Origin of the sequence: Saccharopolyspora karakumensis (genome assembly GCF_004349225.1) — a bacterium.
GTDB lineage: Bacteria > Actinomycetota > Actinomycetes > Mycobacteriales > Pseudonocardiaceae > Saccharopolyspora > Saccharopolyspora endophytica.
The window spans coordinates 115,308-138,042 of record NZ_SMLA01000011.1 but is presented as its reverse complement, the minus strand read 5'-3'; the positions used below and the strand labels follow the sequence as shown (position 1 = coordinate 138,042).

The window sequence follows — 22,735 nt, the reverse complement described above, 5'->3', positions numbered from 1 at the left end:
GCCCCCTCCCGGGTTCACCTGGTAGGGGGCCGTTTTCGAGATCTCGCTTCGAAAGCCGCTGTTCAGAGGTGGTTCTCGGCCATGGTCGCGGCGAGGGTCGTCAGGATGGGGGCCGGGTCGGCCATGCAGCGCTGCGGGTCCGGTTCGACGTCGAGGAGGGCGTAGGCCGCGTCGATCCCCGCCTCCGCCAGCCGCTCCCGGGTGAGGTCGCAGCGGCCCGCGATGGCGATGACCGGGATTCCCGCTTCGATGGCGCGAGCCGCGACCCCGGCCGGGGCCTTGCCGTGCAGGGTCTGCTCGTCCAGCGCGCCTTCCCCGGTGATGACCAGGCCCGCGCCGTCGAGCCGGTCGTGGAAGCCGACGAGGTCGAGGACGACGTCCACGCCGGGCCGCATCGTCGCGCCCAGCGCCGCCAGAGCCGCGAAACCGACTCCGCCGGCCGCGCCCGCGCCGGGCTGCTCGGCGACGTCGCGTCCGCCCGCGGCCTTCATGGCCTGCGCGTACCGGCCCAGAGCGGCGTCGAGGAGCTCCACCTGCTCGGGGTTCGCGCCCTTCTGCGGCCCGTAGACGTGGGCGGCGCCGTTCGGTCCGGTGAGCGGGTTGTTCACATCGGACGCGAGGATCAGCTCGACGTCGCCGATCCTGGGGTCCAGCCCGGACAGGTCGATCTCGCCGACGTTGGCCAGCGGGCCGCCGCCGGGCGCGACCGGATTGCCGTTCGCGTCCAGGATTCTCGCGCCGAGAACGGTGAGCAGTCCGGCACCGCCGTCGGTGCAGGCGCTGCCGCCGACACCGAGCACGATCCGCTGGGCGCCGGTGCTCAGCGCCGCCAGCAGCGCCTCGCCGGTCCCGTCGCTGGAGGCGCCGAGGGCGTCGAGGTCGTCGGGGTCGAGCAGCGCGAGGCCGGAGGCGGAGGCGAGTTCGACGACGGCGGTCTCCCCGTCGTAGGCGATCTCGGTGTCCACCGGGTACCCGGTGGGGCCGCTGACCGGCACGGTCATCCGGGCGTACCCTGCGGCCAGGGCGGCGTCCACGGTGCCGTCGCCGCCGTCGGCCACGGGGGCGAGCCGCAGCTCGACGTCGGGCCGCGCCCGGCGCAGCCCGGCGGCGACCGCCTCGGCCACTTCCGGCGCCGTGAGGGTGCCTTTGAACTTGTCCGGTGCGATGAGGACGGGACCGGGCAACGTGACGCCTCCTTGGTTCAGCTCGCGATCCAGCCGAAGGATTCGGTGCTGGCGCCGCTGGGTTTGTATTCGAGTCCGATGTGGCCGGTGTAGCCGACCTCGTCGAGACGGCTGAAGTAGTGCGCGAAGTCGATCGATCCGGTGCCGGGTTCCCCGCGTCCCGGCGAGTCGGCGATCTGCACGTGCCCGATCGCTTCCGGGCGTTGGTCGAGCACCGCGTCCGGATCGTCGCCGTTGGTGACCAGGTGGTACAGGTCGAGCAGCAGGTGGACGTCGTCCACCTCGCCGGCCTCGCGCACCCGGTCGACGACGGCGAGCCCGTCGGCGGCGGTCCGCAGCGGATAGCTCGGGATCCCGCTGACCGGCTCGATGAGAACGGTACCGCCGATCCGGGCGACGCCGCGTGCGGCGCGCACCAGGCTCTCGGTGGCGGCCTCGTCCTGGGCGCGCGGGTCCACGCCGTCGATGCGGTTGCCGTAGAGCGCGTTGAACGCGCGGCAACCGAGGCGCTCGCCGATCTCGCAGAGCACGTCGATGTTGGCCGCGAACTGCCCGGCCCGGTCCGGGTCGGACAGCACTCCTCGCTCACCCGCGGCCAGGTCGCCGCCGTAGAAGTTCAGTCCTACCAGCGACACACCCGCGTCGTCGATGGCCCGGATGAACTTCTCCACGTCGGCTTCGGCGGGCACGGCGGCGTCGAACGGCCACCAGAACTCCACGCGGTCGAACCCCGCGGCCTTGGCCGCGGCCGGTCGTTCCAGCAGATCCAGCTCGGTGAACAGGATCGACAGATTGACGTCGAATCGGTCGGTCTTCATCGGCTTCCCGTCTGGGTCGTGGTTGCACGCGGACGCTACCGTCTCGGTCAGGGAGGTCGGTCCGATGATGCTGCGCGCAGAGTTCACCACGGAACCGTTCGAGGGCGAGGGGGAGCCACCGGCGCACGCCCTGGCGGCCCGGGACTGCCTGCTGGGGGCGGGCCTGGATCCGGACTTCGGCCCGCTGGGCACGGCGATCAGCGGCGACCGCGAGCAGCTGCTGCCCGCGCTGGCGGAGGTGCTGGACAAGGCGCTGGCCGCGGGGGCGAACCGGATCACCCTGCAGGTCACCGCCGAGGACGACCAGGTCTAGGCTGGTCACGATGCATCCGCTGGCCAACGCGATCGCCCCGCTGCTGGAACACATCGGGGCCACAGCCGTGCCCGTGGACCAGCGGGAACCGAGCGACATCGTGCTGAACTGGGAAGGTTCCCCCGCGGTCGCCGTGCGCGTGCCGGGCCACGAGCTCACCAGCGCCCTGGACCGCCTGATCCGCGAGGTGGAGACCGAGCTCGGCGCGAAGCTGCCCGACCTGCCCCGCCCGGAGAAGCAGAAGGCCGTCCGGCTGCTGGAGGAGCGCGGTGCCTTCAGCATGCGCAAGTCGGTCGAGACCGTCGCGAAGGCTCTCGGAGTCAGCCGCTTCACGGTGTACAACTACCTCAACCGCGACCAGGCCCGCGGCTGACCCCACGCCTGCCTCTCACCTTCCAGGACATAGCTGACCTGGCTTTTTCAACAAACTGTTGACACCCTGTCGGGGTGGTCGTAGCTTTTTGCGCACCGGACCGGACCTGCGGTCACCGAGTTCTCTCGGCACGATCGAACCGGCATGTGAACCACTTCAGCGGAGAAGCGCATGGCTACCACCACCGGTGTGCGACGGCTCAACGAATCACCTCGGGCCGAACTCATCGACAGGCTGCTGAACTGCCTGGACATCACCCGTTGGGCGGCCGACATCGCCGATGCGCGCCCCTTCGCCGACGCCGAGGCCGTGCAGCGGACCGCCGCGAAGGCCGCCCCGGACCTCACCGAGTCCGAGATCTTCCAGGCACTCGCCGCCCACCCCCGCATCGGCGAACGACCCGCCGACACCGGCCGCGGCGCGGAGTTCTCCCGCCGCGAGCAGGCCGGCGTCAGCGACGACCTCGCCGAGGAGCTGCGAGCCGCCAACCTGGAGTACGAACGCCGCTTCGGGCACGTCTACCTGGTGTGCGCCAGCGGCCGCAGCGGCGAGGAGCTCCTGGAGATCCTGCGCTCCCGGCTGGACAACAAGCCCGACGACGAGCTGCGCATCGTCGACTCCGAACTCCGCAAGATCGCCGCGCTGCGGCTGGCGAAAGTGATCGAACCATGAGCGCTGTGACCACCCACGTCCTCGACGCCGCCCAGGGCAAGCCCGCTGCCGGCGTCGCCGTCCGACTGGAGACCGCCGACGGGAAACCCCTGCCGGGCGGAGATCCGTCGGCGACCGGGCGGACCGACGCCGACGGCCGCTGCCGCGACCTCGGTCCCGAACGCCTCGACGCGGGCGACTACCGGCTGACCTTCGACACCGGCGCGTACTTCGACCAGCGAGGCACCGCCGCGTTCTACCCGGAGGTGTCCATCACCTTCCGGATCACCGACCCCGAGCAGCACCACCACGTTCCACTGCTGCTGAGCCCGTTCGCCTACTCCACCTATCGAGGGAGCTGAATCATGGGCATCTCCATGGGCCCGAACCAGTACGGCAAGGCCGAGGTCCGCATCGTCACCGTGGACCGCTCGACGCCGCGCCACGCCATCAAGGACCTCAACGTCAGCACCTCGCTGCGCGGCGACCTCGACGAGGTGCACCTCTCCGGCGACAACGCCAAGGTGCTGCCCACCGACACGCAGAAGAACACCGTCTACGCCTTCGCCAAGCAGCAGCCGATCGGCGAGATCGAGGACTTCGCGCTCCGGCTGGGCAGGCACTTCGTCTCCTCCGCCGAGGGCATCAACGGCGCGCGGATCCTCATCGACGAGTACGCCTGGCAGCGGATCCCCGTCGAGGGCACCGGTCACGACCACTCGTTCTCCCGGGCGAGCGACGAGAAGCGCACGACCGCGGTCACCATCGACGGCGACCAGGCGCACGTGGTCTCGGGCCTGAAGGACCTGGTGGTGCTCAAGTCGACCGGCTCGGAGTTCTGGGGCTACCCGAAGGACGAGTACACGACGCTGCCCGAGACCAACGACCGGATCCTGGCCACCGCGGTCACCGCCCGCTGGCGCTACCTGCACACCGACGTGGACTGGGCCAAGAGCTTCGAGTCCGTCCGCGCCACGATGCTGGAGGCCTTCGCCACCACGCACAGCCTCGCCCTGCAGCAGAGCCTCTACGAGATGGGCAAGGCCGCGCTGGAGGCGCACCCGGAGCTGGCCGAGGTCCGGCTCTCGCTGCCGAACAAGCACCACTTCCTCGTCGACCTCTCCCCCTTCGGGTTGGAGAACGACAACGAGGTCTTCTTCGCCGCCGACCGCCCCTACGGCCTCATCGAGGGCGTCGTCCGCCGCGACGACGTCGAGGACGCGCCGATGGCGTGGTACAGCACCGCGGAGTTCTGAGAACTCTCCGCCGACCGACCGGTCTCGCGCAGCGGCGCGGGCCGCGAGCGTGGCGCTCACGACTCGCGGCCCGCCGCTCGCACAACGCAGATCCGGCGAAAACCCTTGAAATTCGAGGCGTTCCTGGTGGGACGCCCGGTCCGTCGTACCCAAAAAGTGCACTGCGGGCCGCAATAGCGTTGCAACACAACGAAAACCGGGAAAGAACAACTCGTGCCGATAGTGACGTGACGACGTAGCCCTGCGGGTTTGGGAGCGAACAACATGGCCACAACCGACAGCACCACGCACCCGTGCGACGAGGTGCTACCGCCCACCCGGATGATCGCCTTCGGCATCCAGCACGTCGCGGCGATGTACGCCGGAGTCGTAGCACCACCGCTGATCGTCGGCGAGGCCATCGGGCTGCCACCGCTGCAGATGACGTTGCTGATCGGCGCGAGCCTGTTCACCGCGGGCCTGGCCACCGCATTGCAGGCGCTGGGGGTGTGGAAGATCGGCGCCCGGATGCCGTTCGTCAACGGTGTGACGTTCGGGTCCGTGGCGCCGATCCTCGCCATCGTCGCCCAGCAGAGCGGATCGCAGAACCCGCTGTCGGTGGTCTACGGCTCGGTGCTCATCGCCGGAGTGCTGGCGTTCATCGCCGCCCCGTACTTCTCCCGGCTGGTGCGGTTCTTCCCGCCGGTGGTCAACGGCACCGTGATCACCCTGATCGGGCTGTCGCTGATGCCCGTGGCGATCAAGTGGATCGCCGGGCAGGACAGCGATGCCCCCGACTACGCGGCACCGCAGAAGGTCCTGCTCGGCGCGGTCACCTTCGTGCTGGTGCTGCTGTTCAACCGCTTCCTCACCGGCTTCCTGAACCGGATCGCGCTGCTCATCGGCCTGCTCGTGGGAAGCCTCATCGCCTGGCCGATGGGCCTGGTCGACACCTCGACCTTCGAATCGGCGCCGCTGTTCAACCTCCCGGTGCCCTTCGAGCTCGGGACGCCGACGTTCAGCCTCACCGCCACGCTGTCCATCTGCATCGTGATGCTGGTGGCGATGATGGAGAGCACCGCCGACATGATCGCGCTCGGCGAGATCGTCGACCGGCCCGCCGACGAGAAGACCATCGCCGCAGGACTTCGGGCCGACGGCGCGGGCAGCGCCATCTCGGCGGTTTTCGGCGGGTTCACCTGCAGCGCGTTCGCGCAGAACATCGGCCTGGTCGCGCTGACCGGCGTGCGCAGCCGGTTCGTGGTCGCCACCGGCGGCGGCGTGCTGGTGCTGCTGGGTCTGTTCCCGGTCGCGGGCGCCGTGGTCTCGCTGGTGCCGCAGCCGGTGCTCGGCGGCGCCGCGCTGGTGCTGTTCGGATCGGTGGCCACCAGCGGCATCCGCACCCTGAGCAAGGCCGGGCTCGGCGACCCGCACAACGCGCTGATCGTGGCCGGAGCGCTCGGCATCGGGCTGATCCCGGTCGTGGCGCCCTCGTTCTACGACCACTTCCCCGAGGCGATGCGCACCGTCCTCGACTCCGGGATCAGCACCGGCTGCATCGCGGCTCTGCTGCTGAACCTGCTGTTCAGCAAGCGGCGCGAACCGCAGATGTCGTGAATGCGCCGGATGCGACCGCTTTTCGAACTCCCCAATTGGAATGATCACCTTCCGCATTGCTCCAGCCGAAGGAACTTGTCCCGGTGAACGGTCGAATCACGGTTGCGAGTGAAACTATTCGCCGACCGGCTCGTTGATCCGCCAAATGCCGAGCCAACCCAAATGGGAGTCGCAATGCGCATGCGGACCCTGGTCACCGCGAGCCTGGTCGGCTTATCGCTGGTGGCAACGCAAGCGAGCGCCGGCGCCGCAGCCGGTGACCCGCTGATCGACAAGCAGTGGGGCTTGCAGCAACTGCACGCGCTGGAAGCCTGGGCCGGCAGCACCGGCGCCGGGCAGACCATCGCCGTCGTGGACACCGGCCTCGACCTCGGACATCCCGAGTTCAGCGGCAAACTCGTCCCCGGCGCCACCTTCTCCTGCGGCGGAGCACCGGGGCCGTGCGGCAACGGTGACTGGACCGGTACCGACGGCGTCGGCCAGGAATCCGACGTGCACGGCACGCACGTCGCCGGGATCGCGGCCGCCGCCGCGGGCAACGGCGCCGGCATCGCCGGTGTCGCGCCGGACGCCAAGATCATGCCGATCAAGGCTCTGGAGAACGGCTCGGGCACGTTCGAGGAGATCGGGGCGGGCGTTCGCTACGCCGCCGATCACGGTGCGAACGTCATCAACCTGAGCCTGGGCGCCCAGCCCGGAATCCAGGTCCTGACCCTGCTGGGCCTGCAGGCGGCCACCAAGGAGGCCATCGCCTACGCCCGCGAGAAGGGCGTCGTCGTGGTGGCCTCGGCGGGCAACGAGACCGCGCCGCTGTGCGACACCCCGTCCTGGGAGGTGGGCGCGCTGTGCGTCGCGGCGACCGACGCCGACGAGATGCACGCGGTGTACTCCAACCTCGGCGTCAAGCTCAACCTGCGCGCGGTGTCCGCCCCGGGCGGTTCGTCGCTGGGCGACTGCGACGCCGACGTGTGGTCCAGCGTCCCGCGCGGGATGGGCAGGCCGGAGTGCGGCCAAGCCGACTACGACGCCCTCGCCGGGACGTCGATGGCCGCCCCGCAGGTCGCCGGGGTCGCCGCCCTGCTGGGCGCGCAAGGACGTGACGCCGCCGGCATCGAGGACGCGCTGATCTCCACCGCGCGCACCCCGATCGCCGGTCTGCGCGGGGTCTACAACCCGGCGTACGGCTACGGCGTCGTCGACGCCGCGGCCGCCGTCGCGTCCCAGGGCTGAGGTCGGAGGACGCGCACCACCGCCGCGTTCGGGATTTTTCCGAGCGCGGCGGTGTTGCGCCTCCCGTCCAGGCCCGGGCTGAAGTTCCCTCGAACCGCGGCCGGTGATGGCATGCGCCATTATCAGCCGCGGTTCTTCATTCGCTGCGTGAAGCCCTTTTCATCCGAAACCGGTCGCATCGGCCACTCGATCTACGGAACAATGGTCTGATGGGCCGCCCCCGCGGTGGCCCGAATGATCCTCTGACTTTCGGGAGTGCGCAGTGGACCTTTCCAAGCTGTTCCAGATGGTGTCCCCGGCCAAGCAACACCATTCGCGCGGCAGCAGCGACGACCACCGCCGGCACCGGGACAGCAGCGATCACCGCCGCCGCCGGGACAGCAGCGACGACCACCGCCGTCGCCGGCACGACAGCAGCGATCACCGCCGCCGCCGCGACAGCAGCGACGACCACCGCCGCCGGCACCGCAGTCACAGCTGATCGCAGCGGTGTTGACCGATTCGTTGACCTCCTCCTACTACTACGGCGAACCGGGGCAGAGCTGGGGACCGCCCGGAGCGCCGCTGGCGCCCGGCGACACCCTCGCCTCCGGCTACCGGATCGTCGACCACCTGCGGCGCGGTAGCCGGCTCGACGTCTACGACGTGTGGAGCGAGCAGCGGTCCTGCCGCTGCATCGCCAAGACGATCCGGCCCGAGCGCGCCACCGACGAACGCGCGATCGCCTGGCTCCGCAACGAGGGCGTGCTGCTGACCCAGCTCACCCACCCGCACCTGCTGCGCGGCTACGAGATCGTGCGCACCGCCGAACCCGAGCGCCCGGCGCTGATCACCGAAACGCTGCCCGGGCACACCCTCAGCTACCTGATCGCCGAGCTGGGCAGGCTCCGCCCGGTCGACGCCGCGGTGCTCGGCATCCAGCTGTGCTCGGCGCTGCACTACCTGCACGGGCACGGCTGGGTGCACCTGGACGTCAAACCGTCCAACGTGGTCGAGATCGGCGGCCGCGCGGTGCTTCTGGACCTGAGCCTGGTGTGCCGGATCGGCGAGAAGAGCTCGGCGGGCACGTTCGACTACCTCTCGCCGGAACAGGCCAGGGGTGAACGCATGTCACCCGCCGCCGACGTGTGGGGGCTCGGGGTGACGCTCTACGAGGCGTTGTCGGGCACCACGCCGTGGGCATCGGCCTCGCACCGCGAGCGCACCGAAGGCGGCAGCCGCCACTACCCGCAGCGCGACGAGCAGGCCGCACCGCTGCGCACCCACCGCCGGCTGCCCGCAGCGCTCTCGCGCACCGTCGACGAGTGCCTGACGCCGGACCCCAAGTCCCGGCCGAGCATCGCCGACGTCTCCGCGAAGCTGGTCGCCTGGTCCGGCATGGACCCCCGCTCGATCGGCGCTTAGGAAGGTTGTTCAGGAATCGCTTTGCTTCGCGGTGCCAGTCGCAGAACCTGAGCGGCTCCGCCGCACCTCAAAAGCCTCAGCGGCGTCGCCGGAACGCGATGGCGCAGGCCACCACGCCCGTCGCGAGCGCGAGCTGGCCACCCCACACGATCCGGTTGACGTTCACCGCCGGATGCCAGGAGACCGTTCCGTCGGCGGCGAGGGAGAACGCGCCGATCGCCCGCGCGCGCACTCCACCGCGGCCTCCGGTGTCGTCGCGGCGTCCGCCCCAGCCCCCGCCGAGCTGCACCTCGCCGACGGGGACGAGCGTGGTGTCGCCCTGGCTGACGGGCTCACCGAAGATCTGGTGATCGCCCAGCTGGTCCTTGAGCTTGTCGAGCGCGTCCTGTTGCATCCCCGGCCCCTTTCCACGACGTCCGAGCACAGTGTGCCGTGGCCGCGCGGTCGTTGATGGGCGGTTGGCCCGAACGCCGCTGGATCAGAAGCGGATGATCTGGCGCATGGCCCGGCCGGAGGCGAGCTCGTCCATGGCGTGGTTGATGCCGTCGAGGCCGACGCTGCCGGAGACCAGCTCGTCGACGGGCAGCTTCCCGGCGCGCCACAGCTCGGCGTACTCCGGGATGTCCTGCTGCGGCAGGCCGGTTCCCAGGAACGAGCCGATGATCGTGCGGGTCTCGCTGACCAGCGCCAGCGGCGAGATGCTGGCCCGCGCGTCGGGCGAGGGCAGGCCGACCGACACCGTCCGACCGGCGGGCGCGGTCACCTGAACCGCGGTCTCGAACGCCCGGGCGTTGCCGCTGGCGTCGATCACGACGGCGCTGCGGCTCCCGCTGTCGACGGCCTCGTCCGGTGTGAGCGCCTTGGTCGCGCCCAGCTCCAGGCCGCGTTCGCGCTTGCTCTGGAGGGGGTCGACGACGGTGATGCCGCCCGCGCCGAGAGCCTTGGCGACCAGCACCGCGGCCATGCCGACACCACCGATGCCGACGACCGTCACGTCCTCGCCGGGCTGCAGCGCGGCGGCGTTCTTCACCGCCCCACCACCGGTGAGCACGGCGCAGCCGAGCAGCGCACCGATGTCCGGCGGCACGTCGTCGGGCACCGGGACCAGCGAGTGGCGGTCGACCACGGCGTGCGTCGCGAAGCCGGAAACGCCGCAGTGGTGGTGCACTTCGCGTCCGTCCCAGCTCAACCGGCGCTCACCGGACAGCAGGGTCCCGGCGCCGTTGGCGGCCCACCCGGGCGTGCACAACCGCTTGCCGCCGGCTTGGCACGCCTCGCACTCCTCGCAGCGCGGCACGAAGAACAGGACGACCCGCTGACCGGCGGAAACGTCGGTGACGCCGGGACCGACGCGCTCGACGCGGCCGCACGCCTCGTGCCCCAGCAGCATCGGGACCGGCCGCACCCTGTTCCCGTCCACAACGGACAGATCGGAGTGGCAGACCCCGGCGGCCTCCATCCGCACCAGCAGTTCGCCCGGACCGGGCTCATCGAGCTCGACCTCGGTCACCGCAAGCGGTTTCGTCATCTCCCACGGCCCCGAACGACCGCACTCCTGCAGCACCGCACCCCGGATCTCCATGCCCCCATCCCCACACACCGAACTCGTTGGAGCAAGCCCCCGCTCATACCGCGGTCTTCTTGCTTGGCGGTGCGGGTGGGGGAGCCTGACCGGCTCCGTGGACTCCGCGCGCCACTCCTGATGTATGTCCAATACACGGCGTCGCGGCGTGCTCGCCACGAAGCCGCTGGAGAACGCCCGGCGGTGCCGGTTGCTCAGGTGCTCACCAGAAGGAGAAAGTGGCTCCGCCACTTCGCCACACCCTTATCGGACGTCCAGGACCAGGGTCGTGACGTTGTCGTCGGCGTCGGCGGCGAGGGCGGCTTCCACCAGCAGGTCGCAGATCCGCTGCGGGTCGGCGTCGGCGCCCAGCAGCTGCCGGATGTCGTCGTCCTCCAGGGCGTTGAACAGGCCGTCGGTGCACAGCAGCAGCCGGTCGTCCGCTTCGGCGGACAGCTCGACGTGGTCGGTCTCGACCTCGGGGCCGACGCCGACGGCCCGGGTCAGCACGTGCCGGTGCGGGTGGTTGCGCGCGTCGTCGTCGCTGACCTCGCGGCTGCGCAGCAGCTCGGCGAGCACGGTGTGGTCGGCGGTGAGCTGCGCGAGCTCCCCGCCGCGCAGCCGGTACAGCCGGGAGTCGCCGATGTTGACCGCGACGGCACCCGCGTCGGTGGTCATGGCCACGGCCACCAGGGTGGTGCCCATCGACTTTCCGTCGGCGTTGGCTCTCAGCCACACGGCCTCGTTCGCGGCGCGGGCGGCGCCGAGCAGTCCGGCGACCGTGGGGTCGGCGGCGTAGGCGCTCTCCAGGGTGTCGAGCGCGAGCCTGCTGGCGACGTCGCCGTTGACGAATCCCCCGATGCCGTCGGCGACGGCGAACAGCCCTTCGGCGACGAGCAGGGAGTCCTGGTTGTTGTCCCGGCCGCCGACGTGCGTCGCGGAACCGGACAGCAGAGTGCTGGTCATAGCGGTTCCCTTCCTCGGAAGGTCCCCTGGCGTGGTGTCGGCGAAAGGTCGCACGGGCGTCGGCCAGGGCTTTCCGACGCTCCTCCGAGGACTCCGCGAGCGCGCGGACCCGGCGTTGTCACTCCGTCAACGCTGGGATCGGCGAAGTAGTTCACGAAGTCGTCGACGCAGTCAACAACGCCCGGGCCGTTCGGTGGGGCAGATCGCTCCGCGAGTCGGGCAGTTTTGGTCCGAACCGACCGGAAGTCGATCGTGGACGGTTCGGACCACACCCGCCCACGCCCGCTGCGGAGCTCTCGGCGCGACGCGCGGCGCCGCGCCGAGAGCGCAGGTCAGAGGCGTCCGAGGGCCCGGAGGTCTGCTTCCGCGAGACCGGTGAGGACCTTGACCTCGTCGGCGTCGGTGGCACCGTTGTCGAGCGCCCGGACGAACGAGGCCGCCAGCGCGCGGGCGGTGGCCGGTTCGTCGAGGACCTCGGCGGAGCCGGTGCCGGTGTAAGCCGCGAGCCGCGCCGCTTCGGCGGGTGCCGAGTCGCGGAAGGCCGCGAACACCGCCGCGTAGCGGGTCACCAGCTGCGCGGGGTGCAGGTCCCAGCCCTGGTAGAAGCCGTGCGCCAGCGAGCGCCGCACCAGCTCGTAGTGGGTCTGCCAGCCCTTGACGACCTGGTCGCCCACCGGCAGCACGTTGGTGGAGCCGTCGGAGAGGAACACCCCCGTGCCCGCTGCGGCCACCTGCATGGCGTGCCGCGCGTAGTCGCAGGCGCGGTGCGCGAGGTGCTGGTGGGCGGCGGTGAGACCGCAGGACGCCGTGTAGTCGTAGGTGCCGAAGTGCAGCCCGGTGACCCGGCCCGCCCCGGCGCGCAGGAAGCGCGGCAGCGCGAACCGGCCTTCGGAGTCCACGATGGACTGCGTGGTCTCCACCTGGATCTCGAAGCGCAGCGCGCCTTCGGTGAGCCCGAACCGCTGCTCCAGCAGGCCCAGGATCTCCACGAACACCTCGACCTGCGCGACGTCGACGACCTTCGGGAAGGTCAGCACGAACCCGTCCGGCACTCCGCCGGTCCGGGCCAGCAGCGCGGTCAGGAAGAGGTCGAGCGTGCGCACCGAGCGTTCGCGCAGCTCAGGCGTGTCGTAGGACTTCACGCGGAGACCGAAGTTCGCCGGCGCCACCCCGTCCCGCAGCCAGTCGGCCACGACACCGGCGGTGCGCACGGCGTCGTCGTCCTCGGCATCGGCGCGGTAGCCGTCCTCGAAGTCGATCCGCAGGTCCTGCACGGGAGAAGCGGCCAGCTTCGCCCGCACCCTGGGGTGCACGGCCGCGGCGATCTCCGGGGTCAAGCCCAGGATCTCGGCCAGCCGGGCCGGAGTGGCCGCGTGCTCGTCGAGCGCCGCCAGCGCCTGGTCGGACCAGGACCGCAGCACGGTCGCGTCCACCCGGTCCGCGGGCACGTAGCAGGTGTGCGCCGGTTGCAGGTCGGATCTGGCGCCGGGGTAGGTCCGCGCCGTGTGATCGTCCACAGTGGATAAACGCGCCAGTCGTCGAGCGACCTCAGCGGAGTCCAACGAGGTTTCAGCCACTTGCACCCTCCCAATAGACCAAAGCGGGGGCACCGGAGTTCTCCGGCACCCCCGCGATGACGAATCAGTCGATCTGCTCGTAAGCGGGCAGCGTCAGGAAGTCGACGAAGTCGTCGGCCACCGCCACCTGCTCGAACAGCTCCACCGCGCTGGAGAGGTTCTCGGTCGGGAAACCGGCCTCCCCGCGCAGCGCCTTCTCCGTGTCGGCCAGGATCTCCCGCACCAGCTCCAGGGTCACCGTCTGGCCGTCGGCCAGCCGCACGTTGTTGTGCAGCCACTGCCAGATCTGCGAACGCGAGATCTCAGCGGTCGCGGCGTCCTCCATCAGGTTGTGGATCGCCGCCGCACCGTTGCCGCCGAGCCAGGACACGATGTAGCGAACACCGACGTCCACCGCGCCGCGCAGGCCCTCGATGGTCTTGTCACCGGGGGTCTCCGAGACGGCGAGCAGCTGGTCGGCGGTGACGCTGACGTCCTCGCGCTTGCGCTCGATCTGGTTCGGCTTGTCGCCGAGGACCGCGTCGAACTCCTCGAAGCAGATCGGCACCAGGCCCGGGTGCGCGACCCACGAACCGTCGAAACCGTCGCCGGCTTCGCGCTTCTTGTCGGCGTGCACCTTCTCCATCGCCGCGGCGTTGGAGTCGTCCTTGGTCGGGATGAACGCGGCCATGCCGCCGATGGCGAAGGCACCGCGCTTGTGGCAGGTGCTCACCAGCAGCTCGGTGTAGGCGCGCATGAACGGCGCGGTCATGGTCACCGCGTTGCGGTCCGGCAGGATGTACTTGTCGGAGTCGCGGAAGGTCTTGATGACGCTGAACAGGTAGTCCCAGCGACCGGCGTTGAGACCCGCGGAGTGGTCCCGCAGCTCGTAGAGGATCTCCTCCATCTCGAACGCGGCCGGGTAGGTCTCGATCAGCACCGTGGCGCGCACCGAGCCGTGCGGGATGCCCAGCTCCTTCTGCGCGTGGGTGAACACCTCGTTCCACAGCCGCGCCTCGAGGTGGCTCTCCATCTTCGGCAGGTAGAAGTACGGGCCGCTGCCGCGGTTGATGAGCTCACGGGCGTTGTGGAAGAAGTGCAGGCCGAAGTCGACCAGCGCGGCCACGACCGGCTTGCCGTCGACCTCGATGTGCTTCTCGTCGAAGTGCCAGCCGCGCGGGCGCACCAGCGGCACCGCGTGGGTGACGTCGTCGCGCAGCGTGTAGGACTTGCCGCCCGGGACGTGCAGCTCGATCTGCTTGCGGACGAGGTCGTAGAGGTTGACCTGACCGGAGACGACGTTGTCCCAGTGCGGGGTGTTGGCGTCTTCCAGGTCGGCCAGCCAGATCTTGGCGCCGGAGTTCAGCGCGTTGATGGCCATCTTGCGGTCGGTCGGGCCGGTGATCTCCACGCGGCGGTCGGCGATGTCGGCCGGCGGCGCGGCGACCTGCCAGTCACCCTCGCGGACGTGCTTGGTCTCCTCGAGGAAGTCCAGGCGACCCTTCTCAGCGGCCTCCGCGCGACGCTGCTTGCGACGTTCGAGCAGCTCATCGCGCCGCGCGCCGAAAGCGCGCTGCAAGCCGGCCACGAACTGCAGCGCCTCGGCGGTGAGGATCTCATCGCCGCGCTCGACGGCGCCGCCGAGGACCTTCACCCCTGCCGTTTCGGACATGAATCGTCCACCTCTTTCTGCTGCCGGATTTCAGACGGTGGCTGATGGCTCACCTTGCCGCGTGACGAGCCGGCGCGCACCCGCGAGCAGGTTCGTCACAAGCGAAGAACATCCTCATGAAATTCTGCATCGTGGATGTTAGTTTCCACATAGCGTCGAAAGCAACATGAGCTGGCGCACGCACCACGAACTAGACTTCGACTGGATCCGGGAGAGGGAGTTCTGCGATGACCACTGGCCCACGGCGGGCGAACCAGGGCGGCGGGGTGCAGTCGGTCGAGCGCACCTTCGAGCTCCTGGAACTGATGGCCGATGCCGGCGGTGAGGTCGCGCTGTCCGAACTCGCGGAGCGCTCCGGACTGCCGCTGCCCACCATCCACCGCATCATCAGAACCCTGGTGAACAGCGGTTATGCCCGGCAGCAGCCCTCGCGGCGGTACGCGCTGGGGCCGCGGCTGATCCGCTTCGGCGAGACCGCCAGCCGCGCGCTGGGCTCCTGGGCGCGGCCGTACCTGGCGGAGCTGACCGAGGTCACCGGCGAGTCGGCGAACATGGCCGTGCTCGACGGCGCGCAGATCGTCTACGTCGCCCAGGTCCCCTCGCCGCACTCGATGCGGATGTTCACCGAGGTCGGCCGCCGGGTCGACGCCCACGCCACGGCCGTGGGCAAAGCGGTCATGGCCACGATGCCCAGCGACGAGGTCACCCAGCTGCTGTCCCGCACGGCGATGAACCCGCAGACCGAGCGGACCATCACCGAGGTCGAGGCGATGCACGAGGAGCTCGACCGCATCCGCAAGCAGGGCTACGCCATCGACGACGGCGAGCAGGAGGTCGGCGTCCGCTGCTACGCGGTGGCGGTCCCGGGCGCCCCGGCGGGCGCGGGCATCTCCATCTCGGGCCCGGAGGGCCGCATGACGCGGATCACCACCGACGAGGTCATCCCGCTCATGCAGCGCCTCGCCAAGGACCTCTCCACCGAACTCAGCGCCACCGCGTGACCGCGGTCGGCCTCCCGCGCTCACCGACGCGAAGTCACCTCACCGAGGGGTGCTTCGGATTTCAGTGGAAGTCGGGCCCCTGATCTCCGCTGAAATCCGTCCCCCGGTTTCCACTGAAGTCGTGGCGACGACGGAACCACCAGAGCAGGCCGAGGACCACCGCGGCGAGGGCCACGACGGGAAGACCGAGAAGTCCCACGGCCGTGTGGATCTGGGTGTACGCCTCACCGGAGAAGGCGCCGAGGAGGGTGAGGCCGATGCCCCAGAGCGCGCCCACCGGGACGTTGCAGGCCGTGAAGCGCAGGTGGGGCATGCCCGAGCGGCCCGCGAGGCGGGGAACCAGGGTTCGGACCACGGCGAAGCACTGGGAGATCGCGGTGGTCGGTTCGGCGCGTCCGTCCATCGCGGACTCGATGCGCTTCACGCGCTGCTCGCCGACCCGGTCCACCAAGCGCCGGTTCAGCGCACCGGGATGAGCTCCCCGGAAGAAGCCGTGCTGGCAGCCGGCGATGGTGGCCAGCGACGCCGTCAGCGCCGCCGCCCAGACGGGCAGCGCACCCTGCCCGGCGAGCCAGCCCAGCGCCAGCACCGTCCCCGATCCGGGCAGGAGAACACCGATCAGCAAACCGGATTCGGCGAACAGCACGGCGGCGGCGATCGCGAGCGCCAGCAGACCGGGGAATCCGGCCAGGAATTCCGTCACCCGGTGAGCTCGCCCAGCCGCTCCGTCCAGCCCTCGCCGTGCGGTTCCAGGGTGAGTTCGCGGACGTCGTCCTCGCGACGCCGCAGCCGCACCATCAGGTGGGTGTCGGAGAGCTGGTCGGCCAAGCCCTCGCCCCACTCCACGACCACTGCCGCGTCGGTGAGGTCGGTGTCCAGGTCGAGGTCGTCGATCTCGTCGAGCCCGCCCAACCGGTAGGCGTCGACGTGCACCAGCGCGGGCCCGTCGCCGTCGGGCCGGTGCACGCGGGCGATGACGAACGTCGGCGAGGTGATCCTGCCGGTCACCCCCATGCCCGCCGCGACGCCGCGGGTCAGCACGGTCTTGCCGGCGCCCAGCGGCCCGTCGAGGAGCAGCAGGTCGCCCGCCCGCAGCACGGCGCCGAGACGGCGGCCGAACTCCAGGGTGTCGGATTCCTCCGGCAGTTCCACGGTTCTCAGCGCGGCGCTCAACTCCCGGTCCCCTTCTTGAACTTCATCCCGGTGGCGCGCCGCAGCACCGCCACGATCTCGTCGGTGACCAGCTCGGGGCGTTCGAGCATCACCGGGTGCCCGGCGCCTTCGACCTTCACCAGCGTCGCGTCCGGCAGCTCACCGGCGAGCACCTCGGCGTGCGGGGTGAACGGCGTGAGCTTGTCGAGATCGCCGCTGAGCACCAGCACCTCGCAGGTGTTGAGCGCTGCGAGGGCTGTCTTGCGGTCGTGCAGGCTGATCGTTTCGAGGAAGTCGGTGACGACCTCCACCGTGGTGGCGCCGATCATCTCGGCCATCAGGTCCACCACCGCCGGGGACACCTTGCGGTCCCCGAAGGACAGCGCGCGGATGATGCTCCACGCCAGCCGGTCGCCCATCTTGCGGGTGCGCTCGACCAGGCCCGGGTTGAGCTCGGACAGCAGCGCGAGTCCGCGAGGGACGGGGTTGGCGCGCGACAGCCAGGTGCGCGGCAGTCCCGCTTCGCCGAGCTGACCGGCGGAGGTGCCCACGAGCGCCACCGCGCGGACCCGGTCGGCGAACAACCGGGGGTTCTGCTCGGCCAGCGCCATGATCGTCATGCCGCCCATCGAGTGGCCGACCAGCGCGATCGGGCCGCGCGGGGCGGCGGCGCGCAAGACGGCATCGAGGTCGCGACCGAGCTGGTCGATGGTGCTGTTCTTCTTGCTGGAGTGGCCGGACCGGCCGTGGCTGCGGTGGTCGAACAGCACCAGCCGCACCTTGGGCCCGAGCAGTTCGGGCAGGTCGCGGCGCTGGAAGTGCCAGCAGCGGGAGTCCAGCGCGAAGCCGTGCACGAACACCACGGTCAGCGCGGGATCGCCGCCTGCGGCGGGGCCGATCTCCTGCACCGACAGCGGGACCCCGTCGTCGGCGGCGACGGTGGAGTGCCGGTCGGGGCGGAGCCTGCCGAGAGGTTCTTCCACGAAGGCGTCCTCACCCTTCCGCTGCACCGCGGCACGCGTGCTGTGCGCGGCCACACCCACGGCGGCGCCGGTGACCGCTGCCCCGATCACCCCGCTCGTCCAGGCCAATGCCTGCCACACCGGTTTCACGTCGCCTCCACTCGGCTCCGGCGGCGGAACGTGAAGATCGTTACAGAACGCAGCCCCGATTGCACAGCGCTCTGTGTGCTGCGCCCCACTTCCCGGGCGCTGATCTGGGCGAAACGACTCATTTCGGTCATGGCACCTCCAGTTCGGAGTCCACGACCGTTCTGGTCACCCGCGGCCGGTACATGCCGGTGACGATCTCGTAGTGGATCGTGCCGAGCTCGTCGGCCCACTCGGCGGCGGTCGGCTCTCCCCGATCGCCCGTGCCGAAGATGATGACCTCGTCACCTTCGGAGACGTCGTCGTCGCCGCAGTCCACCACCAGCTGGTCCATGCACACCCGGCCGCGCACCGGCCGCCGCCTGCCCGCCAGCCACACCTCCATGCGGCCGGACAGGTTGCGCGGCACGCCGTCGGCGTAGCCGACCGGGACCAGCGCCAGGTTGGTGGGCGTCCCGGCCGTCCACGAGTGCCCGTAGGACACGCTCTCGCCCGCGGGAACCCGCTTGGTCAGCGACACCGAGGAGCGGAAGGTCATGGCCGGGCGCAGGTCGTGGTCACCGGCCTCCGGGACGGGGTCGAGGCCGTAGGCGGCGATGCCCGGCCGGACCAGCTCGAAGTGCAGGTCGGGCCGGGTCAGCACGGCGGCGGAGTTGGCCAGGTGCCGGATCGGGTCGAGCCCGGCGGCCCGCGCCTGCTCGTAGGCGCGGTGGAAGCGCTCGGCCTGCATGTCGATGGACGTGTGGCCGGGCTCGTCAGCGCAGGCCAGGTGCGACCACACCGCCTCGACGCTGACGTGCCCGTCGGCCTCGGCCTTCGCGGCGGCCTCGACCAGCGCCGGCCACAGCTCGGCCGGGCACCCGCTGCGCGCCAGCCCGGTGTCGATCTTGAGGTGGACCCGCGCGACGCGGTCCTGCGCGGCGGCCGCTTCGGCGATGCGGGCCAGCGTGGCCTGCGACGACGCGGACAGCTCGATGTCGGCGGCGATGGCCGGGCCGAACTCGTCGGCCTCGGTGAACAGCCAGCACAGCACCGGTGCGGTGATCCCGCCCTCGCGCAGCTGGAGCGCTTCGGAGATCGCGGCGACGCCGAGCCGGTCGGCCCCGGCCTGCAGAGCCGCCCTGCCGACGGTGAGCGCGCCGTGGCCGTAGCCGTCGGACTTCACGATCACCATCGTCCGAGCACCGGACGCTTCGGCACGACCCGCCAGCACCCGAACGTTGTGGCGGATCGCGTCGACGTCGATCCGCAGGTCGGCGCGGTACGCGTGCTGGTCACTCATGGCTGGCCCATGGTCCCACATCCGGCATCCCACCCTTCGCCCCACATCGCCTTTGCGCAGCTCAACGCACTGACGAGACGCAGGCGACCGCACACACCCACGCGACTTCCCACCATCGAGTGGAAAACGTTCGAACTTCGCGCGAAATTCGAACGGGCACCTCGCGTCAGGAGGGCAGAGCGGCGTCCCGAACCGCGCGGATGGCGTGCGGAACCGCGGCCAGCAACGAGGAGGCGCCGATGGGCGCTCCGGCCTCGGACCGAGGTCCGTCACCGGCGGCTCCGTGGGCGGCGAGCTCGGCCGCCAACGAGTGAACGTGGGTGGCGAGACCGCAGGCCCGCAGCGGCTCGACACCGGCCGCGAGCAGAGCGCCGATCAGCCCGGTGAGCACGTCCCCGGAACCCGCCGTGGCGGGCCACGCCTGGCGGGCGTCGTTGACCACGACCCGCCCATCGGGTGCGGCGATGACCGTCGTGTTGCCCTTGAGCAGCAGGAACGCGTCGTAGCGGGCGGCGACCTCGCGGGCGGCCGAGACCCGGTCCACACCCGGACCTTCGCCGGCCAGCCGCGCGAACTCCCCGGCGTGCGGGGTCAGCACCAGCGGAGCGTCGGGATCGCGGGAGTCCCACGTGGTCTCGTCGTCGGCCAGGATCGTGATCGAGTCGGCGTCGGCGCACACCGGGCGCCCCGACTCCAGGACGAAGCGCAGCACCTCACGACCGCTCGCGCCGAGCCCGATGCCCGGTCCGACCGCCCACGCCTGCACCCGTCCGGCGTCCCCGACCGAACCGGTGGCCACCACCTCCGGCCAGCGGATGCGCACCTCGTCGGCGGCGGGACCGGCGTAGCGCACCATCCCCGCCGTGGCCTGCACGGCGGCGCCGGTCGCCAGCACCGCGGCGCCCGGGTAGGTCGCCGAACCGGCGGCGATGCCGACGACTCCGGTGCTGTACTTGTCGTCCGCCGGGCCGGGGATCGGCCACTCCTCGCCGACCTCGGCGGCGTCGAGCAGCGCGATCTCGGGTTCGGGCAGCTCCCCGGTGATGCCGATGCCGGCGACGGTGATCTCACCGGAGCGCACCGCCCCGGCCCCGAGCACGTGGCAGGGCTTGAGCCCGCCGAAGGTCACGGTCAGATCCGCCGACACCGCAGGCCCTTCCACGGCTCCGCTCACCGGGTCGACGCCGCTGGGCAGGTCCACGGACACGATCGGCACCAGCACCCGGCGCACCAGCTCGGCGGCGGTGGGGCGCAACGGCCCGCGCGCCGACAGGCCCACGATCCCGTCGATGACCAGGTCGGCTCGCTCCAGCGCGTCGGCGGCCTCGGCCCCGATCCCGGAGGTGTCGGCGTTGGCCCCCTCGGCGGCGACCGCCCGGCCTCCCGCGCGGCGGAGCCCCGCGAGCCCGGCCTCGTGGGTCTTGCCCGGTGCCAGCAGCACGGCCGTCACCCCGACCCCGCGCCGACGCAGGAACGCGCCCGCCCACAGGGCGTCGCCGCCGTTGTTCCCGGCCCCGACCAGCAACGCGACCCGCCGACCGGCGACACCACCGGTCTGATCGGCCAGCATCCGGGCGCACTGCCCCGCGACCGCGTAGGCCGCCCGGCGCATCACGGCGGGCTCGGGAGTCCGCGCGAACAACCGCTGCTCGGCACCCCGGATCTGGTCAGGAGTCCACACGCCCTGCATCACGAGCCCTCTCGCCGAACGGTCAACCGTTCCCGGATGGTGTCATTCGACGGTGACGGACTTGGCGAGGTTGCGCGGCTTGTCGACGTCGTAACCGCGAGCGCGCGCGATCTCCGCCGCCAGGACCTGGAGCGGGATCGTGGACACCAGCGGCTGCAGCAGCGTCGGCACCGCCGGGATGGTGATGAGCTCGTCGGCGAAGGGCTTGATCTCCTCGTCGCCCTCCTCCGCGATGACGATCGTGCGGGCGCCGCGCGCCTGGATCTCGCGGATGTTGGACACCATCTTGGCGTGCAGCAGCGCCCGGCCGGTCGGCGACGGCATCACGATCACGACCGGGAGCTTGTCCTCGATCAGCGCGATCGGGCCGTGCTTGAGCTCGCCGGCCGCGAAGCCCTCGGCGTGCATGTAGGCGAGTTCCTTGAGCTTGAGCGCGCCCTCCAGCGCCACCGGGTAACCGACGTGGCGGCCGAGGAACAGCACCGCCTTCGAGTCGGCCAGCTCCTGACCCAGCTTGCGGACCTGGTCGACGGTCGACAGCGTCTCGCGCACGGCCTCGGGCATCGCGGCGAGCTCGTCGAACTCGCGCGCCACCTCGTCGGAGTACTTGGTGCCGCGAGCCTGCGCCAGGGCCAGCCCGACCAGGTAGTTCGCCGCGATCTGCGCGAGGAAGGTCTTGGTGGCGGCCACGCCGATCTCCGGGCCCGCGTGGGTGTAGAGCACCGCGTCGGACTCGCGCGGGATCTGCGCGCCGTTGGTGTTGCAGATGGCCAGCACCCGCGCCCGCTGCGTCCGCGCGTGCCGCACCGCCTCCAGGGTGTCGGCGGTCTCACCGGACTGCGAGATCGCCACCACCAGGGTGTCGCGGCCCAGGACCGGGTCGCGGTAGCGGAACTCGCTGGCCAGCTCGACCTCGACCGGGATGCGGCACCAGTGCTCGATGGCGTACTTGGCCAGCAGGCCCGAGTGGTAGGCGGTGCCGCAGGCGACGATGAACACCTTGGTGATGTCGCGCAGGTCCTGCTCGGTGAGCCGCTGCTCGTCGAGGACGATCTGGCCGTTCGCGAAGTGCCCGCGCAAGGTGTCGGCGAGCGCCTCCGGCTGCTCCTCGATCTCCTTGAGCATGAAGTAGTCGTGGCCGCCCTTCTCGGCGGCCGAGAGGTCCCAGTCCACGCGGAACGGCTTGGCCTCGACCTCGGTGTGGTCGAAGTCGCTGACCCGGTAGCCGTCGCGGGTGATGGTGACGACCTGGTCCTGGCCGAGCTCCACCGCGTCGCGGGTGTGCTCGATGAACGCGGCCACGTCGGAGGCCACGAAGTGCTCGCCCTCGCCGACACCCACCACCAGCGGGGAGGAACGACGGGCGGCGACGATCGTGCCCGGCTCGTCGGCGTGCGTCACGACCAGCGTGAACGCGCCTTCGAGGCGTCGCGCCACGGCGCAGACGCTGGCGGTGAGGTCACCGGCGGTCGGTCCTGCCGCGTAGGCGGCGGACACCAGGTGCGCGGCGGTCTCGGTGTCGGTCTCGCTGGCCATCTCGACGCCGTCGGACTCCAGCTCGGCCCGCAGCGCGGCGAAGTTCTCGATGATGCCGTTGTGCACCACCGCGACGCGGCCGGCCGAGTCCCGGTGGGGGTGGGCGTTGCGGTCGGTGGGTGCACCGTGGGTCGCCCACCGGGTGTGTCCCATGCCGCCGTTGCCCTCGAACCGGGAGCCGTCGCTCTCGGCGAGCTTCTTCTCCAGGTTCGACAGCGCTCCGGCCGCCCGCTCCACCGCGAGGCCGCCCTCACCGTCGAGCAGCGCCACGCCTGCCGAGTCGTAACCCCGGTACTCAAGTCGCCGAAGTCCGCCCAGCACGACTTCCAGCGCCTGGCGATGTCCTACGTAACCCACGATGCCGCACACGCGAGTCAGGGTAGCC

The 22,735-nt window shown here is 70.9% G+C and carries 23 protein-coding genes; 10 read left to right on the top strand and 13 right to left on the bottom strand.

Annotated features, from left to right (window positions below; all coding sequences use genetic code 11):
• Nucleotides 1-62 precede the first annotated feature (62 nt).
• On the bottom strand, nucleotides 63-1,184 hold the full coding sequence (locus E1202_RS10860; RefSeq protein WP_132682640.1) for a glycerate kinase: 1,122 nt from the start codon (nucleotides 1,182-1,184) through the stop codon (nucleotides 63-65).
• A gap of 17 nt (nucleotides 1,185-1,201) precedes the next feature.
• The gene (locus E1202_RS10855) at nucleotides 1,202-2,002 is read right to left on the bottom strand and encodes a hydroxypyruvate isomerase family protein (RefSeq protein WP_132682638.1); all 801 of its coding nucleotides are present in this window, start codon (nucleotides 2,000-2,002) and stop codon (nucleotides 1,202-1,204) included.
• Between the two features lie 64 nt (nucleotides 2,003-2,066).
• On the opposite strand from E1202_RS10855, the gene E1202_RS10850 reads away from it, so the two are divergent.
• The 9 genes from E1202_RS10850 to E1202_RS10815 all read left to right on the top strand — a co-directional run bounded on the left by E1202_RS10850 (nucleotide 2,067) and on the right by E1202_RS10815 (nucleotide 8,825).
• Complete coding sequence (locus tag E1202_RS10850; RefSeq protein ID WP_132682637.1) at nucleotides 2,067-2,315, top strand: hypothetical protein; 249 nt, start codon at nucleotides 2,067-2,069, stop codon at nucleotides 2,313-2,315.
• A 10-nt stretch (nucleotides 2,316-2,325) separates the two neighbouring features.
• Complete coding sequence (locus E1202_RS10845; protein ID WP_132682636.1) at nucleotides 2,326-2,688, top strand: helix-turn-helix domain-containing protein; 363 nt, start codon at nucleotides 2,326-2,328, stop codon at nucleotides 2,686-2,688.
• Nucleotides 2,689-2,859: 171 nt separating this feature from the next.
• Entirely contained in the window at nucleotides 2,860-3,360 is a 501-nt protein-coding gene (gene uraD, locus E1202_RS10840; RefSeq protein WP_132682634.1) for a 2-oxo-4-hydroxy-4-carboxy-5-ureidoimidazoline decarboxylase, read from the top strand.
• On the top strand, nucleotides 3,357-3,701 hold the full coding sequence (uraH, locus tag E1202_RS10835) for a hydroxyisourate hydrolase (RefSeq protein ID WP_132682633.1): 345 nt from the start codon (nucleotides 3,357-3,359) through the stop codon (nucleotides 3,699-3,701). The genes uraD and uraH overlap by 4 nt, the downstream gene beginning before the upstream one ends.
• Before the next feature lie 3 nt (nucleotides 3,702-3,704).
• Nucleotides 3,705-4,595, top strand: coding sequence for a factor-independent urate hydroxylase (gene pucL / locus E1202_RS10830; protein WP_132682631.1), 891 nt, complete (start codon nucleotides 3,705-3,707; stop codon nucleotides 4,593-4,595).
• A 264-nt stretch (nucleotides 4,596-4,859) separates the two neighbouring features.
• Nucleotides 4,860-6,191, top strand: a complete 1,332-nt coding sequence (locus E1202_RS10825; protein ID WP_132682630.1) for a nucleobase:cation symporter-2 family protein — start codon at nucleotides 4,860-4,862, stop codon at nucleotides 6,189-6,191.
• A gap of 174 nt (nucleotides 6,192-6,365) precedes the next feature.
• Nucleotides 6,366-7,421, top strand: coding sequence for a S8 family serine peptidase (locus E1202_RS10820; protein ID WP_132682628.1), 1,056 nt, complete (start codon nucleotides 6,366-6,368; stop codon nucleotides 7,419-7,421).
• A 262-nt stretch (nucleotides 7,422-7,683) separates the two neighbouring features.
• Nucleotides 7,684-7,902 (top strand): hypothetical protein, encoded by a 219-nt coding sequence (locus E1202_RS31390; protein ID WP_165943818.1) that lies wholly within the window; start codon nucleotides 7,684-7,686, stop codon nucleotides 7,900-7,902.
• An 8-nt stretch (nucleotides 7,903-7,910) separates the two neighbouring features.
• Complete coding sequence (locus tag E1202_RS10815) at nucleotides 7,911-8,825, top strand: serine/threonine-protein kinase (protein ID WP_132682627.1); 915 nt, start codon at nucleotides 7,911-7,913, stop codon at nucleotides 8,823-8,825.
• A gap of 76 nt (nucleotides 8,826-8,901) precedes the next feature.
• Here E1202_RS10815 and E1202_RS10810 read toward each other — a convergent pair whose 3' ends face one another.
• The 5 genes from E1202_RS10810 to aceB form a co-directional block, all read right to left on the bottom strand.
• Nucleotides 8,902-9,219: a hypothetical protein gene (locus E1202_RS10810; RefSeq protein WP_132682625.1), complete on the bottom strand. Its 318-nt coding sequence runs from the start codon at nucleotides 9,217-9,219 to the stop codon at nucleotides 8,902-8,904.
• Nucleotides 9,220-9,303: 84 nt separating this feature from the next.
• Nucleotides 9,304-10,407, bottom strand: coding sequence for an alcohol dehydrogenase catalytic domain-containing protein (locus tag E1202_RS10805; RefSeq protein ID WP_132682624.1), 1,104 nt, complete (start codon nucleotides 10,405-10,407; stop codon nucleotides 9,304-9,306).
• 243 nt (nucleotides 10,408-10,650) lie between these two features.
• The gene (locus tag E1202_RS10800; protein WP_132682622.1) at nucleotides 10,651-11,352 is read right to left on the bottom strand and encodes a protein phosphatase 2C domain-containing protein; all 702 of its coding nucleotides are present in this window, start codon (nucleotides 11,350-11,352) and stop codon (nucleotides 10,651-10,653) included.
• A gap of 332 nt (nucleotides 11,353-11,684) precedes the next feature.
• Nucleotides 11,685-12,929: a DUF6986 family protein gene (locus tag E1202_RS10795; protein WP_132682621.1), complete on the bottom strand. Its 1,245-nt coding sequence runs from the start codon at nucleotides 12,927-12,929 to the stop codon at nucleotides 11,685-11,687.
• A gap of 64 nt (nucleotides 12,930-12,993) precedes the next feature.
• Nucleotides 12,994-14,580, bottom strand: coding sequence for a malate synthase A (gene aceB / locus E1202_RS10790; protein WP_132682620.1), 1,587 nt, complete (start codon nucleotides 14,578-14,580; stop codon nucleotides 12,994-12,996).
• Between the two features lie 227 nt (nucleotides 14,581-14,807).
• Between aceB and E1202_RS10785 the strand changes: the two genes are divergently transcribed.
• The gene (locus tag E1202_RS10785; protein WP_132682618.1) at nucleotides 14,808-15,581 is read left to right on the top strand and encodes an IclR family transcriptional regulator; all 774 of its coding nucleotides are present in this window, start codon (nucleotides 14,808-14,810) and stop codon (nucleotides 15,579-15,581) included.
• Between the two features lie 61 nt (nucleotides 15,582-15,642).
• Here E1202_RS10785 and E1202_RS10780 read toward each other — a convergent pair whose 3' ends face one another.
• The 6 genes from E1202_RS10780 to glmS form a co-directional block, all read right to left on the bottom strand.
• The gene (locus E1202_RS10780) at nucleotides 15,643-16,284 is read right to left on the bottom strand and encodes a DedA family protein (RefSeq protein WP_207918553.1); all 642 of its coding nucleotides are present in this window, start codon (nucleotides 16,282-16,284) and stop codon (nucleotides 15,643-15,645) included.
• Nucleotides 16,281-16,754, bottom strand: a complete 474-nt coding sequence (gene tsaE / locus E1202_RS10775; RefSeq protein WP_235878023.1) for a tRNA (adenosine(37)-N6)-threonylcarbamoyltransferase complex ATPase subunit type 1 TsaE — start codon at nucleotides 16,752-16,754, stop codon at nucleotides 16,281-16,283. The genes E1202_RS10780 and tsaE overlap by 4 nt, the downstream gene beginning before the upstream one ends.
• Nucleotides 16,751-17,845: an alpha/beta fold hydrolase gene (locus tag E1202_RS10770; RefSeq protein WP_132682617.1), complete on the bottom strand. Its 1,095-nt coding sequence runs from the start codon at nucleotides 17,843-17,845 to the stop codon at nucleotides 16,751-16,753. The genes tsaE and E1202_RS10770 overlap by 4 nt, the downstream gene beginning before the upstream one ends.
• 127 nt (nucleotides 17,846-17,972) lie before the next feature.
• Nucleotides 17,973-19,124, bottom strand: a complete 1,152-nt coding sequence (gene alr / locus E1202_RS10765) for an alanine racemase (RefSeq protein ID WP_132682615.1) — start codon at nucleotides 19,122-19,124, stop codon at nucleotides 17,973-17,975.
• A gap of 166 nt (nucleotides 19,125-19,290) precedes the next feature.
• Nucleotides 19,291-20,814, bottom strand: a complete 1,524-nt coding sequence (locus tag E1202_RS10760) for an NAD(P)H-hydrate dehydratase (RefSeq protein ID WP_132682679.1) — start codon at nucleotides 20,812-20,814, stop codon at nucleotides 19,291-19,293.
• Nucleotides 20,815-20,856: 42 nt separating this feature from the next.
• The gene (gene glmS, locus E1202_RS10755) at nucleotides 20,857-22,719 is read right to left on the bottom strand and encodes a glutamine--fructose-6-phosphate transaminase (isomerizing) (protein WP_132682677.1); all 1,863 of its coding nucleotides are present in this window, start codon (nucleotides 22,717-22,719) and stop codon (nucleotides 20,857-20,859) included.
• Nucleotides 22,720-22,735: the final 16 nt, after the last annotated feature.

Excerpts from the sequence above, each read along its gene's own strand:
- E1202_RS10855 (WP_132682638.1), bottom strand. The coding sequence starts at position 2,002 with ATGAAGACCGACCGATTCGACGTCAATCTGTCGATCCTGTTCACCGAG.
- E1202_RS10850 (WP_132682637.1), top strand. The coding sequence starts at position 2,067 with ATGATGCTGCGCGCAGAGTTCACCACGGAACCGTTCGAGGGCGAGGGG.
- E1202_RS10845 (WP_132682636.1), top strand. The coding sequence starts at position 2,326 with ATGCATCCGCTGGCCAACGCGATCGCCCCGCTGCTGGAACACATCGGG.
- uraD (WP_132682634.1), top strand. The coding sequence starts at position 2,860 with ATGGCTACCACCACCGGTGTGCGACGGCTCAACGAATCACCTCGGGCC.
- uraH (WP_132682633.1), top strand. The coding sequence starts at position 3,357 with ATGAGCGCTGTGACCACCCACGTCCTCGACGCCGCCCAGGGCAAGCCC.
- pucL (WP_132682631.1), top strand. The coding sequence starts at position 3,705 with ATGGGCATCTCCATGGGCCCGAACCAGTACGGCAAGGCCGAGGTCCGC.
- E1202_RS10825 (WP_132682630.1), top strand. The coding sequence starts at position 4,860 with ATGGCCACAACCGACAGCACCACGCACCCGTGCGACGAGGTGCTACCG.
- E1202_RS10820 (WP_132682628.1), top strand. The coding sequence starts at position 6,366 with ATGCGCATGCGGACCCTGGTCACCGCGAGCCTGGTCGGCTTATCGCTG.
- E1202_RS10810 (WP_132682625.1), bottom strand. The coding sequence starts at position 9,219 with ATGCAACAGGACGCGCTCGACAAGCTCAAGGACCAGCTGGGCGATCAC.
- E1202_RS10805 (WP_132682624.1), bottom strand. The coding sequence starts at position 10,407 with ATGGAGATCCGGGGTGCGGTGCTGCAGGAGTGCGGTCGTTCGGGGCCG.
- E1202_RS10800 (WP_132682622.1), bottom strand. The coding sequence starts at position 11,352 with ATGACCAGCACTCTGCTGTCCGGTTCCGCGACGCACGTCGGCGGCCGG.
- aceB (WP_132682620.1), bottom strand. The coding sequence starts at position 14,580 with ATGTCCGAAACGGCAGGGGTGAAGGTCCTCGGCGGCGCCGTCGAGCGC.
- E1202_RS10785 (WP_132682618.1), top strand. The coding sequence starts at position 14,808 with ATGACCACTGGCCCACGGCGGGCGAACCAGGGCGGCGGGGTGCAGTCG.
- alr (WP_132682615.1), bottom strand. The coding sequence starts at position 19,124 with ATGAGTGACCAGCACGCGTACCGCGCCGACCTGCGGATCGACGTCGAC.
- E1202_RS10760 (WP_132682679.1), bottom strand. The coding sequence starts at position 20,814 with ATGCAGGGCGTGTGGACTCCTGACCAGATCCGGGGTGCCGAGCAGCGG.